This is a genomic window from Celeribacter baekdonensis, assembly GCF_003047105.1.
Taxonomy (GTDB): Bacteria; Pseudomonadota; Alphaproteobacteria; order Rhodobacterales; family Rhodobacteraceae; genus Celeribacter; species Celeribacter baekdonensis_B.
Window position 1 is genome coordinate 3,516,338 of the sequence record NZ_CP028475.1, and the last position, 13,829, is coordinate 3,530,166.

Annotated in this window: 11 protein-coding genes and 2 pseudogenes; 9 read left to right on the plus strand and 4 right to left on the minus strand. The window is 58.4% G+C overall.

Annotation, left to right across the window (positions count from 1 at the left end; genetic code table 11):
• Positions 1–52: 52 nt before the first annotated feature.
• Positions 53–670 (plus strand): 2OG-Fe(II) oxygenase, encoded by a 618-nt coding sequence (locus tag DA792_RS20905; protein WP_107722494.1) that lies wholly within the window; start codon positions 53–55, stop codon positions 668–670.
• A 221-nt stretch (positions 671–891) separates the two neighbouring features.
• Here DA792_RS20905 and DA792_RS20910 read toward each other — a convergent pair whose 3' ends face one another.
• On the minus strand, positions 892–1,590 hold the full coding sequence (locus DA792_RS20910) for an NAD-dependent deacylase (RefSeq protein WP_107722495.1): 699 nt from the start codon (positions 1,588–1,590) through the stop codon (positions 892–894).
• 81 nt (positions 1,591–1,671) lie between these two features.
• Between DA792_RS20910 and DA792_RS20915 the strand changes: the two genes are divergently transcribed.
• Positions 1,672–2,124 (plus strand): low molecular weight protein-tyrosine-phosphatase, encoded by a 453-nt coding sequence (locus DA792_RS20915; protein WP_107722496.1) that lies wholly within the window; start codon positions 1,672–1,674, stop codon positions 2,122–2,124.
• Here DA792_RS20915 and DA792_RS20920 read toward each other — a convergent pair.
• Together DA792_RS20920 and DA792_RS20925 are read right to left on the minus strand one after the other, a co-directional pair.
• Positions 2,101–2,844 carry a DUF4336 domain-containing protein gene (locus DA792_RS20920; protein WP_107722497.1) on the minus strand — a complete coding sequence of 248 codons (744 nt, stop codon included), beginning with the start codon at positions 2,842–2,844 and terminating at the stop codon, positions 2,101–2,103. The genes DA792_RS20915 and DA792_RS20920 overlap by 24 nt on opposite strands.
• Positions 2,837–3,166 carry a hypothetical protein gene (locus DA792_RS20925; protein WP_107722498.1) on the minus strand — a complete coding sequence of 110 codons (330 nt, stop codon included), beginning with the start codon at positions 3,164–3,166 and terminating at the stop codon, positions 2,837–2,839. Before DA792_RS20925 ends, DA792_RS20920 begins: the two co-directional genes overlap by 8 nt.
• Positions 3,167–3,404: 238 nt before the next feature.
• On the opposite strand from DA792_RS20925, the gene dgt reads away from it, so the two are divergent.
• Positions 3,405–4,751 (plus strand): dGTP triphosphohydrolase, encoded by a 1,347-nt coding sequence (gene dgt / locus DA792_RS20930; RefSeq protein ID WP_199908105.1) that lies wholly within the window; start codon positions 3,405–3,407, stop codon positions 4,749–4,751.
• An 81-nt stretch (positions 4,752–4,832) separates the two neighbouring features.
• Complete coding sequence (gene lepA, locus DA792_RS20935; RefSeq protein WP_107722499.1) at positions 4,833–6,632, plus strand: translation elongation factor 4; 1,800 nt, start codon at positions 4,833–4,835, stop codon at positions 6,630–6,632.
• 93 nt (positions 6,633–6,725) lie between these two features.
• On the opposite strand, the pseudogene DA792_RS20940 reads toward lepA, so the two are convergent.
• Positions 6,726–6,959: pseudogene (locus tag DA792_RS20940) on the minus strand (integrase core domain-containing protein); the annotation flags it as partial.
• A 683-nt stretch (positions 6,960–7,642) separates the two neighbouring features.
• Here DA792_RS20940 and DA792_RS20950 point away from each other — a divergent pair.
• From DA792_RS20950 to DA792_RS22930, 5 genes and pseudogenes are all read left to right on the plus strand, one after another.
• The gene (locus tag DA792_RS20950; RefSeq protein ID WP_107722501.1) at positions 7,643–8,992 is read left to right on the plus strand and encodes a sigma-54-dependent transcriptional regulator; all 1,350 of its coding nucleotides are present in this window, start codon (positions 7,643–7,645) and stop codon (positions 8,990–8,992) included.
• 62 nt (positions 8,993–9,054) lie between these two features.
• Positions 9,055–10,947: a sensor histidine kinase gene (locus DA792_RS20955; protein ID WP_254679731.1), complete on the plus strand. Its 1,893-nt coding sequence runs from the start codon at positions 9,055–9,057 to the stop codon at positions 10,945–10,947.
• 243 nt (positions 10,948–11,190) lie between these two features.
• The gene (locus DA792_RS22925; protein ID WP_254679336.1) at positions 11,191–11,793 is read left to right on the plus strand and encodes an MFS transporter; all 603 of its coding nucleotides are present in this window, start codon (positions 11,191–11,193) and stop codon (positions 11,791–11,793) included.
• A complete protein-coding gene (locus DA792_RS20960; protein ID WP_254679337.1) occupies positions 11,790–12,911 on the plus strand; it encodes an MFS transporter in 1,122 nt (373 codons plus the stop codon). The genes DA792_RS22925 and DA792_RS20960 overlap by 4 nt, the downstream gene beginning before the upstream one ends.
• Before the next feature lie 193 nt (positions 12,912–13,104).
• Positions 13,105–13,826: pseudogene (locus DA792_RS22930) on the plus strand (IS5 family transposase); the annotation flags it as partial.
• Between the last annotated feature and the right edge of the window lie 3 nt (positions 13,827–13,829).

Genomic DNA, 13,829 nt, shown 5'->3' on the forward strand with positions numbered 1-13,829 from the left:
CCGTTTTGGCGGGGGCTCTGATCCCTCTTGATCTGGTTTCAAAAGAGGTTAAATGGCGCGTATGGACGCGGCAAATTTTGGGCCGCGCCGTCCCCCTTTTGAAAGTGAACCCCGGATCATGCTGAGCGCTTATGCGGTCCCGGAGGCCTTCTCGCCTGCCGAATGTGATGCGATCATTGCCCTGTCTCATGAAAAAGACCTCGCGGATGCGGGGCTGGTTGGCAATCGGTCTGACCATAACCTTCGGCGCGCTGAACTTGCCTGGCTGGATGACCGCGATGGCGGGGGCTGGGTGATGGATCGGATCATGGCGCTTGTGGCTGAGGCCAACCGCGCGCATTTTGATTTTGCCCTCACTGAGTTTGGCGAAAGCCCGCAGGTCGCCCGCTATGGGGCCGAGCGCGAGGGGCATTTTGTGTGGCATTCCGACATCGGGGAAGGCCCGCTTGCATCCCGGCGCAAACTGACGCTTGTGGTGCAACTGTCTGAGGGGGCGGAGTATCTGGGTGGCGTGCTTGAGCTGCAAGCGGACGCCAATCTACGGCCCTCAGATCGGGCGCGCGGCTCGGCTGTGCTGTTCCCGTCTTTCGTGCTGCATCGGGTCACTCCGGTCACCCAAGGCGAACGCTATTCCCTGACCACATGGGTGCATGGTCCGGCATTTCGGTAGGGTGGCTTTGAGTATTTCTCCAAGAAGAAACAAAGGCGCGCGCGCCGGTCGCCGATCCTCCGCTCTGTGACGGACCTTCGGAAGGGGGTGTCCCACGGACCGGCGCGTCTTCTTCTTGGGCGGTCATCGGCGCTCCCGCCTGTACCGCAACACAATCCTACTGGGCTGAAAGTTAACATGCGGTTATCATAGATGTGCCCGTTTCTTTTTGGCAAAAATACTCAAATTTCTTTGCCACTTAACACTCGTGATACCCAATCGGGCACCACTTGGGTGGCAGGGCCCTCGATCACCGCATCAAACATCGCGCCGGAGGCTTCGAGGTTCAATTCCAACGTCCTGAGCCCCAATTGCCGGGCCATTTGCGAAAATCCCGCCGCTGGGTAGACCAGACCCGAGGTGCCGATGGAGACGAACAGATCGCTGTTTTCCAAGGCATTTTGGATCGCGTCCATGTGATAGGGGATTTCTCCAAACCACACGATGTCAGGCCGGGTGTGGGCCATGCCGCAGGACGGGCAGGGATCAGAAACGCGCATCTCCATCGGTGCGGGCCAGCGATGGCCGCAGGTCGCGCAGAGCGCGCCCATGACTGAGCCGTGCATGTGGATCACCTCTTGCGCCCCACCGCGCTCCAACAGGTCATCGACATTTTGCGTCACCAAGGTGACTGGACTATCATAGTCGGACTGCAATTGCGCCAACGCCAGATGCGCCCTATTGGGCTGGGCTTCGGCGGCCTGCGTCCGGCGCATATTGTAAAACCGTTGCACCAATTCGGGATCGCGCTCAAAGGCCTCAAATGTGGCCACATCCTCAACCCGATGATCTTCCCAAAGCCCATCCGCAGCGCGAAAGGTGCGCAATCCGCTTTCTGCTGACAGGCCAGCGCCTGAGAGTATAAAAATTCCGCCTGCCATTCGAAGTCTCTCCTTTTTTTCCAAACCCTGCCTTGCTCCGCCCTGCCTGACAAGGGTAGCCTGAACGCGTAGGAGGCCCGCATGCAGAAAATCGTCTTTGTCTGTCTCGGCAATATCTGCCGTTCTCCCACCGCTGAGGCGGTCGTGGCCACTCAGGCGCGCGTGCGGGCGCAGGCGATCTTGGTCGATAGCGCCGGAACCGGCAATTGGCACGTCGGTGAGCCGCCCTATGGTCCGATGCAAGCCGCCGCCGCCCGGCGCGGCTATGATCTTTCGACTCTGCGCGCGCGTCAGGTCTGCGCCGGAGATTTCGAGGCCTTCGATGTGATCGTGGTGATGGATGAGGCCAACCAGCGCGATGTCGAGGCGCTCCGCCCCAAAGGCAACACAACGCCCGTGCACCTGATGATGTCCTATGCGCCCGACATCGGCGTCACCGCCGTGCCGGACCCCTATTATACCCGCAATTTTGATGAGGCTTTGGATCTGATCGAGGCCGCGGCCGAGGGGCTACTTGCCGTTCTCGATCCGTAGCCAGCGAAAGGCGCGTTTCAACTCCGCAGTGCCATTGTGATCATACCAACGCCCGTGGCTGAGAATCACCTTTTCGGGCGCCCAACTGATCACTTCGCGGATCACTTTGCGCGCTTTGGCCTTGGATTTGAATGTGCCGCGCATGTCTGCCGGGGCCTTGCCATCCGGGTCCAAAATCCCCGCCAGACGCATCAAAATAGCCTTAAATCGCCCGACTTTTTCGGCCTCGAAATTCTCGATCAAATCGGTGAGGATCAGGGTCTTGGACGGGATGTGATAAAACACCACCTCGTGCAAGAACCGATGCCCTTTCACAAGTCTTTGGCGCAGGACATCTTCGGTGCCCGTGGGCGCATCATCTCCCATAACGTCATGTTTTGGAAAGGGAATATTGTATTTCGCCGCGCGCTCTTTGACGCCGGGGGCGGCCAGAACCTGCGCTTGGGGAAAGCGTTCGTGCCACAGATGCACAGAGACATAATGGATCGGATTGGGCGCGATCAGCCAGCCGATCGGCCCCAAATCCGCCAGTTCATTCAATAGGCCCTCATCAAGGGCAATCGGGGAATGTACCCAAAGCCGCCCGTTGATGCGCACCACCGTCATCCGGGTTGGAAATCCGATGCCATAAAACGGTACAGGTGGCCCGTCGGCGATCCATATTTCGGGGCCGACAGGTTTGAGTGTGTTCAGCGGGTCGTAAAGAGTCTGTTCAGCCACAGTATTGTTCTGCCGCTGCGCCAAAGGCTTTGTAGCGCTGCCAGAAGCTCTCATGCGAGCTGTTGTCCGACTGGCGCACATCCTGCGCCTTTTGCGGGTTCTTAAAGAACTTTGCGGCTTGGCGCTGATCCCCGTTTGTCAGGGTCATATCGGCCACCTGTTGAATACAGCCGCAGAGATTGCGGTTGTTCGCCGCCCGATCCGATGACATGCACGCCCGCTCAATCACGCCCGCTTGCGCCGGGATCGGAGCAAGTGTTGCGCTGGTGAGTGTGGCGAAAGTTGCGACTGCGATTGCGGTTTTCTTGACGGTTTTTTTCATCTTACTGCCTCTCAATCCAAACCACGAGGCCCCGTCTTTTTGCGCTTTCATGGCACTGCCATACGCCCGCAGGGTCCGCCGTCTTGGTGAATAATGACATAAGACTATCCTGAGTCTGCCATTTCGCGCAATTGCAGAGTTGTCGCGGGGAAGAAGGAGGCGGAGGCTTGCCGAGAGGTGGTAGCATCTTGTCGAGCCGTTGAATACAATCAGGGCTTAGATCGAAAGGATATTCTAGATGCGGATGAATTGGGAAAATCTTTTGGCAATGTCATTGCTCAATGATGAAGAGCGCGAGATCAATCCGAACCGGCCCAATTACGCTCAGGATTACGACCGTCTTGTGTTTTCTTTGCCGTTTCGTCGGCTTGCAAACAAGACGCAGGTGCATCCGCTCTATGCACATGATCACATCCATCATCGGTTGATTCACAGTATAGAAACAAGCAGTGTTGGCCGTTCTCTCGGTATCGAAGTCGGGCATTGGCTTGAGACACAGGGCGAGATCGCAGACGGGCAGAAACATGTTCTGTCTGGTGTGGTTCAGGCCGCGTGCATTGCCCACGATATTGGCAATCCTCCTTTTGGGCATTCCGGTGAAGACGCGATGGGGGCTTGGTTCGCTGCGCGGTTTGCCGAGGGGCATTCATTTTTCGATGCCGTTCAAGTCGCGGATCGGACAGAATTTGAGAAATTTGAGGGCAACGCTCAGGGCTTTCGCGTGATTTCCAGATTGGAAATGTATCGAAACGAGGGCGGTATGCGATTAAGTCATGCCGTGCTTGGCGCTTTCACGAAATACCCTGCTCTGGCTGAGGTCAGCGAAAAGGTGAAGGCGCGTGACAAGGAGAAAACATATAAAGGCTTGACGAAATTCGGTCTGTTTCGCTCAGAATGTGATCTTTTTGAACGCGTTGCTGAACGGTGTGGTTTGCTCGTTGAGCAAGGCGAGGAGGGGCGGTGGTGGCGACGTCATCCGGCTGTGTTCCTTGTCGAAGCCGCCGATGATATTTGCTATAATGTTTTAGATCTTGAAGACGCTTATGTGACGGGCGATCTTTCTGAAACGCGGGTCAAAGAGTTGCTTGGGGCACTTTTTGCGGGCGACAATCAGGATTTGTCTGGCAAGGACGTCACCTATTACCGAGCCCGCGCGATTGGGGCAGCGATCCAAGCCTGTGTCGAGGCGTTTAAGAAAAACTATGATGCAATCATGACAGGGCATTTTTCGGCTTCGTTGATCTCGAAGTCCGATGTGTCCGATCAATTCGCAAAAATCGAAGCCACTGCGCACAGTCAGATTTTCACAGCACCACGCAAAACCAAACTCGAAGTGACGGGGCGCAATATTTTGCATGCTGTGCTGACCGGGCTGCTGCCCGTTTACGAAGAGCTGGGCGCGCAGAATTGGGATACCTCGGCGCTTTCAGCTTATCATCGTCAACTTGTCGCCGCCGCCGATATCGACCTGCGCGATGTGGTGGATGAGTACACTGCGCTCCACAGTTTGGCTGATTTCGTATCTGGGATGACGGATCGGTATGCTGTTCGGGTCCATGCGATGATTGCCGGGCAAATGGGGTAAGGCAGAAGGTCGTTCCCTATTGCCATTCCCCCCGTTTCCCCCCATAGAAACAGGCTCATTCTCAACCTGCGCAGGCCTTCCATGACCGAGCTGAAAAACATCCGTAACTTCTCCATCGTCGCTCATATCGACCACGGGAAATCGACCCTTGCTGACCGGCTGATCCAGTCCACTCACACCGTGGCGGACCGGGATATGAAGGCGCAGATGTTGGACAGTATGGACATCGAACGCGAACGTGGGATCACGATCAAGGCCAACTCGGTGCGGATCGAATACACGGCCAAAGATGGTGAGTTGTATATTCTCAACCTGATCGACACCCCCGGTCACGTCGATTTCGCCTACGAAGTGTCGCGCTCGATGCAGGCCGTTGAGGGGTCTTTGCTGGTCGTGGATGCCACCCAGGGCGTTGAGGCGCAAACCTTGGCCAATGTGTATCAAGCCATTGATGCGGATCACGAAATTGTCCCGGTGTTGAACAAAATCGACCTGCCCGCCGCCGAGCCTGAACGCGTGTGTGAACAGATTGAGGATGTGATCGGCATTGATGCCTCGCAAGCCATCGAGATTTCCGCCAAGACCGGCATCGGCATCCCCGACGTTTTGGAAGCCATCGTCACCCGTCTGCCCGCGCCCAAAGGCACCCGCGATGCGCCGCTCAAGGCGATGCTGGTGGACAGTTGGTATGACGCCTACCTCGGCGTTGTGGTTCTGATCCGCGTCATCGACGGCGTGATCAAAAAGGGCGACAAGATCAAGATGATGAAGACCGGTGCCGCGTATGGCGTCGATAAACTCTCGGTGCTCAAACCGCAGATGGTCGATATTGCCGAACTGGGGCCGGGCGAGATCGGCATTTTCACCGCCTCAATCAAACAGGTTCGCGACACCAAGGTCGGCGACACAATTACGCATGAGAAAAAACCCTGTGCCACCGCGCTTCCGGGCTTTAAACCCTCGATCCCCGTTGTGTTCTGTGGCCTGTTCCCGGTCGATGCCAATGACTTTGACGACCTGCGCAATGCGATTGAGAAACTGCAACTCAACGATGCGTCTTTCTCGTCCGAGATGGAAACCTCTGCCGCTTTGGGCTTTGGCTTCCGTTGTGGCTTCCTCGGCCTTTTGCACCTCGAAGTGATCCGTGACCGGCTTGAGCGCGAATATGACATCAACCTGATCACCACCGCGCCCTCGGTGATCTACAAATTGCACATGCGCGATGGCTCGATCCTTGAGCTGCACAACCCCGCCGATATGCCCGATCTGACCTATCTTGATCACATCGAAGAGCCGCGGATCAAAGCGACGATCATGGTGCCGGACGAGTATCTGGGCGATGTATTGAAACTCTGCCAAGACCGTCGTGGCATCCAAATGGACCTGACCTACGCGGGTTCGCGCGCCATGGTCGTCTATGACCTGCCGCTCAACGAGGTGGTGTTTGATTTCTATGACCGCCTGAAATCCATCACCAAAGGCTATGCGTCTTTTGACTATCAAATGATGGGCTACCGCGAGGACAACCTTGTCAAAATGTCGATCCTTGTGAACGACGAACCGGTGGATGCGCTGTCCACCATGGTCCACCGCGACCGCGCCGATGCCCGCGGCCGCGCCATGTGTGAGAAACTCAAAGACCTGATCCCGCGCCACATGTTCAAAATCCCGATCCAAGCGGCCATCGGCGGCAAAGTCATCGCCCGCGAAACCCTCTCCGCAATGCGCAAAGACGTGACCGCAAAATGTTACGGCGGCGACGCGACCCGGAAGAAGAAACTGTTGGAGAAGCAGAAGGCCGGTAAGAAGAAGATGCGTCAGTTTGGGAAAGTCGAGATTCCTCAGGAAGCGTTTATTAATGCGTTGAAGATGGACGACTAAGTCACGCTTTGTGCTTTTTGAGACCTGGGACAGCGCCGGACAGCGCCAGTGTGGCGGCAGTGATTGTAAAGCCAATCGCGTCCCCTCTCCGTGGAGCTTGGGCGTTGGGGGGCTCCCGCCGATGCCCATGTTGGGACGTTCGTTGGTGTAGGTCCATAGCCATTCGGGGGCGATCTACTGCAGCTCCTCGACGGTTTCAAAGATGTAGAGGTCCAGCCATTTGTGACTGGCCGTTCGGTTATCGCGCTCGATATAAGCGTTTTGCTGCGGCTTATCGGGCTGGATGTAGGTCAGGGCGATGCTCTGCTTTTCGGCCCAGGTCATCAGCGTCGCCCATCAGGGCCAGTGGTTAAAACCGCGCAAACAGGCCGGACCCATGACTGCTTCTGACAAATGCACAAATCAGATCAAAAATGTCTTGCTATGAAGGAGACATCCACACAGGACATCCGCTCGCGACTGCGGGATGGGTAACCTATGCAGATCATACGCGTCTTTGCACCGTCGCCGCTGCCACGCTGAGCTCCTCGGGCGCGGGGCGACAAATCAGTGATGGTCCCCTCAGAGATCAACTTAAGATGTCCGGCCTGTCTGAGGCGCTGCTGATTGGCGCAACGGTAAGTTTCAGCAAAGCGGTATTTCATTGACGCGTTCGCTGGCCAAGGAGCGACCAGGACGTCCGTGTCCTGCTGTTGAGGAAACAGGTGGCGCGCGCATTTGGCAGCCCGATGCTGTCTTTTCCTGGCGGGCGGGCCTTGGAACTGGCCCATGCGCCGGATGGAGAGAGCGTCACATTTGTGGCACATTGCAGGAGTGCCGCGCGAATGGGGTCGTACAGAACGGCGGGGACATCGCCCTGAATGATCGGTTCCAAACCGGCGATGGGCGCTCCCGCCTTTGACAGCAGCTGCGCAGAGGTTGGACGCCAAGGACTCACGGACTTGCCAATCATAGGGTATTTGCGCTTGATGGGTCGAAGCGATTTAAGTTGGACATGGGATACAAGGGTGATGACGCAATCCATTCGGCGGGATGATCTTCTTACGGGAGCGCGTATCCTTGTCGTGGATGACGAACCCGGCATGCGACATTTCCTAGTTAAGATGCTCTCGCCGCTTTGCCGGGCCGTGGATGAAGCACCCGACGCGGCTACGGCAGAGCGTCTGCTCTCCGTTCACCAATATGACATCATGGTGCTGGATAATATCATGCCCGGTCAAAAGGGCCTCGACTGGCTGCACGCGCGGCGCGAAAGCGGCGGCTTTACCGACACGATCATGATCACCGCCTATGCCGACCTTCATACCGCAATCGAGGCATTGCGCGCGGGCGTGTCCGATTTTCTGATCAAGCCCTTCCGCTCGACCCAGATCCTGAACGCGCTACAGCGCTGCCTTCAAATGGCGGCCTTACGGCGCGAAAACTTCCTGCTTCGACGCGAGCTTGAAACGACGGCGCAGGGCACACGACGACGGGAGTTGATCGGATCCTCGGTGATCATCACTGAGGCACGGCGCCTGCTGGAACGGGTTGCCCCCCTGTCGACTCCAGTTTTGATCACGGGGCCGTCTGGGTCCGGCAAGGAAGTTGCCGCGCGCCACATCCACGACCATTCAGGACGAGGAACCGCCCCCTTCGTCGCGATTCAGTGCGGCGCGATCCCCGAGGACATGATCGAGTTCGAGCTGTTCGGCCACACGGCGGGCGCCTTTCCGGGGGCGCAATCCGGGCGCGAGGGGCTGTTGGCCTCGGCCTCTGGCGGGACTGTGTTTCTGGATGATGTCAGTGAGTTGGCGTCCAATGCGCAGACGGCTCTCTTGCGGGTGCTCGAGGATGGGGTGATCCGCCCGGTTGGCACGGAGCGCGATGTGCAACTCGACCTGCGTTTTGTGATTGCCTCCAGCAAAGCGCTAGACGAGGCCGTACGTGAGGGCCGGTTCCGTGAGGACCTTCTGTTCCGTCTCAACGTGGTCGAAATTGAGATGCCTCCGCTCATGGATCGAGGAACCGACGTTCTTGATCTTGCAGACCTGTTTCAAGCAGAGATATCCGCCGCACTGAACCTGCCGCGGCTTGACATGCCGTCGGTCGTCCGGTCGGCCATGCTGCGCTACGACTGGCCCGGCAATATCCGTGAGTTGCACAATTTCGTGGAGCGGGCGCTGATCTTTGGCCGGTTCCCCGTTGAAACCTTGAGTGAAACCAGCCCGACCCAAGACATCACCCCGCTGGAGGTCACCGAGAAGCGCGAGATCCTGCGTGCACTGGAGGCCCTGAACGGCAACCGGACCGAGGCGGCCCGGCGGCTGTGTGTGTCGCGCAAGACAATTGACCGCAAATGCGCGGCTTGGGGTCTGTGACAGTGTCACGGCTGGGGGCCTTTCTCGGTTCGGTGCGTGTCCGGCTTCTGGTCATCGCGCTCATGCCGATGCTGGTCCTTCTGCCGGTATTCTTGGGTGGCACCATGTGGCGCTGGTCGAACAAGGTTGACGATATCCTTGTCAATAAGGTCACGGGTGACCTGACGATCGCTGACCAATATCTTGCCCGCCTGGCCGAATTGTCGGGCGAACGGATTGACGCTGTCGCACGCTCCGTCGCCCTGCAGGATGCGCTTGGTACCGGGGATTCCACGACCTTCCTCAGGGGTGAGCGGGAACTTCTGGGCCTCGATTTCCTGCGGATTGAGATGGCCACACCCGAGGCGCGGCGCTGGCCAGTCATCGCGACGGCGCTGACCGGACGCCTGCACAGCGCTGTGGATGTGCTTGCGGCCGACGATCTGGAGGCCCTTTCGCCGGGCTTGGCCGAACAGGCCGAGATCCCGCTTGTCCCCACCCGTGCCGCGGTGCCGACTGACCGCACCGTCGAAACGCGCGGCATGATCATCCATTCCGCCGCCCCGCTGACGTTACCCGATGGACGTTCCGCAGCGCTGGTTGGCGGGGTCCTGCTGAACCGCAATCTCGATTTTATCGACACGATCAATGCCCTTGTCTACCGCGAACAGAGCCTACCTGAGGGCAGTCAGGGGACTGCGACACTGTTTCTTGAGGATGTGCGCGTGTCGACCAACGTGCGCCTATTCGAGAATGTCCGCGCCTTGGGTACCCGCGTCTCCGCCGAGGTGCGGACTCAGGTGCTGGACGAGGGCAGTGTGTGGCACGACCGTGCCTTTGTCGTCAACGATTGGTACATCTCGGCCTATGAACCGATCCATGACAGCTTCGGCGAACGGGTAGGGATGCTTTATGTCGGTTTTCTCGAGACCCCGTTCCGCAATGCCAAGCGCAGCTCGGTTCTGATCCTTGGCGGGGCGTTCGTGCTGATCGCGCTGGCCTCGGTCCCGGTCTTCCTCCGATGGGCCGGGCATATCTTTCGCCCGCTTGAGGCGATGACACGGACGATTGCGCGGGTCGAAGCGGGGGATCTTGCCGCGCGCAACAACCCGCGCGATGACGGCGACGAGATCGCCCAGGTTGCGGGGCATCTGGACAATTTGCTGGACCGGCTTCAGGCCCGCGACCGGGAGTTGCGCGACTGGGCCGAAAGCCTTGAGGTCCGCGTCGCCGAGCGCACCAGTGATCTTCAGGCCGCCAACCAGCGGCTGGAACGCACGACCGAACGCCTGATCATTTCCGAGAAACTGGCTGCAGTGGGCGAGATCACCGCTTCCGTTGCCCATGAAATCAACAACCCCGTGGCGGTGATCCAGGGGAACCTCGATCTGGCCCGCAGCATGCTAGGCGCCGAGGTCGGCAAGGTCGAAGAGGAATTCCGCCTGATCGACGATCAGGTCTATCGCATCGGCGTCATCGTCTCGAAGCTGCTGCAATTCGCCCGGCCTGAGGAGTATTCAGGTGCACACAACCTGATCGCTCCCAGCGAGGTTGTCCGCGACTGCCTTGTGCTGACGCGCAACCAGATCGAGGTGGCGGGGATCACCTGCTTCCCCGCCTTTGACAGCACGGCGTCGGTCAGCATGTCACGCACCGAATTGCAGCAGGTCGTCGTCAACCTGATCCTCAATGCAGTTCACGCCATGCCCGACGGCGGCAGCCTGACCATTGCCACCGAAGACCGCGACGCCTGCGCCGTGATTGTCGTCGCCGATACCGGCACCGGCATTGCGCCCGAGGTCCTGCCACGCATCTTCGATCCGTTTTTCACCACCAAGCAAGCGCAGGGCACGGGGCTGGGTTTGTCGATCTCGCAACAGATCGTCACGCAGGCTCGCGGGCGGATCAGCGCCACTTCGATCCCCGGCAAGGGCAGCCGGTTCGAGGTTTTTCTGCCGATCGCCGAAAACGCCTGATCTGGACAATTTGACCCGGTTTGACCCCTGGAATAGCAATCGGTCGGACAAAATGTCCCATTTCGGCTCTGTCAACGGGGTGTTTGTGGTCAAAATGACAATCTAAGCCATTGTTTTATTTATATATTTTCTTGACTTTGTAAGTGTCTGTGCTCCTTTCTGCGCCATGGCATGTCGTCGCATGCCGCTCATCGGGTTCGCGGTAGGAGGCCGCCGCCCGGATCGAAAAGGGAGGTTACATCAATGAAAAACGCATCTGGTGGTGCGCTGGGGTTCCTGCATAAGAGCCACATCGTCGCCGAGCCCGGTTTCAACCGCTGGCGGGTCCCGCCTGCGTCCATCGCGATCCACCTGTGCATCGGGTCGGTCTATGCCTGGTCCGTCTTTAATCAACCGCTGACCCGCGAACTGGGCGTCGTTACGTCCAGCGCCGATGACTGGAGCCTCAGCTCGGTTGTCTGGATCTTCTCTGTTGCCATCGTTTTCCTTGGCCTCTCCGCGGCCTTCGCGGGCAAGTGGCTTGAGGACGTGGGTCCGCGCATGGTCGGCGTCGTCGCTGCATTTCTCTGGGGCGGCGGGTTCATCATCGGCTCCTTCGGAATATCAAGCCACCAGCTTTGGCTGATCTATCTTGGCTATGGGGTGCTGGGCGGCTGCGGGCTCGGCCTTGGCTATGTCTCGCCCGTATCGACGCTGCTCCGCTGGTTCCCGGACCGGCGTGGCATGGCGACCGGGATGGCCATCATGGGCTTCGGCGGTGGCGCGATGATCGCCGCTCCGGTCAAGGGCTGGCTGTTGAGCCTCTATGCTAAGGCGCCCGACTTTCTTGGGGGCAGGGCACCGTGACAACCGTGGTCGAGAACGGCCGCGTCTTCGCCGAGACTGCCACAGGCAAAGTTGAGGTCGTGATCGCGTCTGCTGCGCAGGCCGCAAGTTTTGGCGGAGAGGCAGGCGTCTATGTTGTGGGCACCGGTGTGACCGGCGCGGCGCAGACTTTCCTGACGCTCGGCGTGGTCTATTTTATCGTCATGATCCTGGCCTCGTTCCAGTATCGCGTTCCCGCTGAGGGATGGAAGCCCGCCGGATGGCAGCCCAAGCCCGCCGCCTCGGGCATGGTGTCGCAAAACAACGTCCATATCGACCAGGCGCTGAAGACGCCGCAATTCTGGCAAATGTGGATTATGCTCTGCTTCAACGTGACTGCCGGGATCGGCGTCATCGGGGTTGCCAAAACGATGATGTCGGAAATCTTCGGGTCGGTCCTGCCCTTGGTGGTCACCGCCGCCTTCGCTTCGACCTATGTGCTGATGATTTCGGTTTTCAACATGGTGGGGCGGTTCTTCTGGGCCTCGACCTCTGATTTCATCGGACGCAAGACGACCTACATGTGCTTCTTCGTGCTGGGCACAATCCTGTATCTGTCGATCCCCTATTTCGCCTCGGCCGTGGCGACGAACCCGTCGCTGATCTACCTGATCGGATTCTACGCCGCGACGATGATCATCTTTTCGATGTATGGCGGCGGCTTTGCCACGATCCCGGCCTACCTAGCCGACATGTTCGGCACCATGCATGTGGGCGGCATCCACGGGCGGATTCTGACGGCGTGGTCCACAGCAGGCGTGTTGGGCCCATTGGCGATCACTTCGCTGCGGCAAATGTCCGTGACCTCGGCCATCAACGACTTGGCGGTTAAGGCCGACCCCGCCGCCTTCGCCGAAAAGTTCGGTGCCCCGATCACGCAGCTTCAGGAACTGGTCGCGGCCAAAACTGTGACCATCGCGAAGCTGATGGAAATCGCGCCCGAGGGCACCATCGACCCGACCCCGTCACTTTACAACACCACCATGTATTGCATGGCGGCGTTGTTGGTCGTGGCCTTCTTCGCCAACCTGTTCATGCGCCCGGTGAAAGAACATCACCACCATGACGAACCTGAACTTCAGGCAATTCCGGTAGAGTAAGACAAACAAACGGGGCGCTATTCGGCGTCCCGTTTCAGATGGTTGCGACGGATTAGAGTGACGGGTGTCAAGCCCGCAGATTCGGAGGGAGACTAGGGTGTGAACCCAATTCCTTGTCTTGCTGAAATGGGCTCTTCATGATTCATCTGCGGAAAACAGGTGCATGATGGCGAGATTTGATCTGAGCGACGAAGAATGGGCTGCAATCCGGCCTCATTTACCCAAACAAGGGCGCGGTCCGCAGCGCAAGGATGACAGAACAGTCTTGAATGGCATTTTCTATGTTCTGCGCACGGGGGCGCCGTGGCGCGATCTGCCGGACCGGTATGGCCCGCGCACGACTGTTTACAACCGCTATGTCCGCTGGGGTGAGCGCGGGATTTGGCAAGGGATATTTGATGTGCTGGCGACGGAATGTGAGGACGCGCTGATCTTCATTGATAGTTCAATCGTCAAGGCACACCGGGCGGCAGCAGGCTCAAAAGGGGGGAGTTGGCGCAAGGTATTGGACGCTCACGCGGCGGTCGCGGCAGCAAGGTTCACGTCGCCGTAGACCATCGCGGCCTGCCTCTACGGTTCGCGATTACAGGCGCACAAAGGCATGATAGCAAGGTATTTGGTTCATTTGTCGGCTGGCAAAAACAGCCGACAGCTATCGTCGCAGACAAAGCCTATGGCTCAAAAGCCATCCGCCAAACCATCGCTGACGAAGGCGCATTGGCAGTGATCCCATCCAAGTCAAACGCCCGCATCCACATCCCACATGACCCCGACATCTACGCCCAGCGAAACCTTGTAGAGCGGTTCTTCTGCCGCATGAAAGACATGCGAAGGCTAACAACGAGATACGAAAAGTTGAAACGCAACTTCCTGTCGATGGTCCATATCTTTGCAATCAGATGTTGGCTGAATTGAGTC

Excerpts from the sequence above, each read along its gene's own strand:
- DA792_RS20905 (WP_107722494.1), top strand. The coding sequence starts at position 53 with ATGGCGCGTATGGACGCGGCAAATTTTGGGCCGCGCCGTCCCCCTTTT.
- DA792_RS20910 (WP_107722495.1), bottom strand. The coding sequence starts at position 1,590 with ATGGCAGGCGGAATTTTTATACTCTCAGGCGCTGGCCTGTCAGCAGAA.
- DA792_RS20915 (WP_107722496.1), top strand. The coding sequence starts at position 1,672 with ATGCAGAAAATCGTCTTTGTCTGTCTCGGCAATATCTGCCGTTCTCCC.
- DA792_RS20925 (WP_107722498.1), bottom strand. The coding sequence starts at position 3,166 with ATGAAAAAAACCGTCAAGAAAACCGCAATCGCAGTCGCAACTTTCGCC.
- dgt (WP_199908105.1), top strand. The coding sequence starts at position 3,405 with ATGCGGATGAATTGGGAAAATCTTTTGGCAATGTCATTGCTCAATGAT.
- lepA (WP_107722499.1), top strand. The coding sequence starts at position 4,833 with ATGACCGAGCTGAAAAACATCCGTAACTTCTCCATCGTCGCTCATATC.
- DA792_RS20950 (WP_107722501.1), top strand. The coding sequence starts at position 7,643 with ATGACGCAATCCATTCGGCGGGATGATCTTCTTACGGGAGCGCGTATC.
- DA792_RS20955 (WP_254679731.1), top strand. The coding sequence starts at position 9,055 with ATGCCGATGCTGGTCCTTCTGCCGGTATTCTTGGGTGGCACCATGTGG.
- DA792_RS22925 (WP_254679336.1), top strand. The coding sequence starts at position 11,191 with ATGAAAAACGCATCTGGTGGTGCGCTGGGGTTCCTGCATAAGAGCCAC.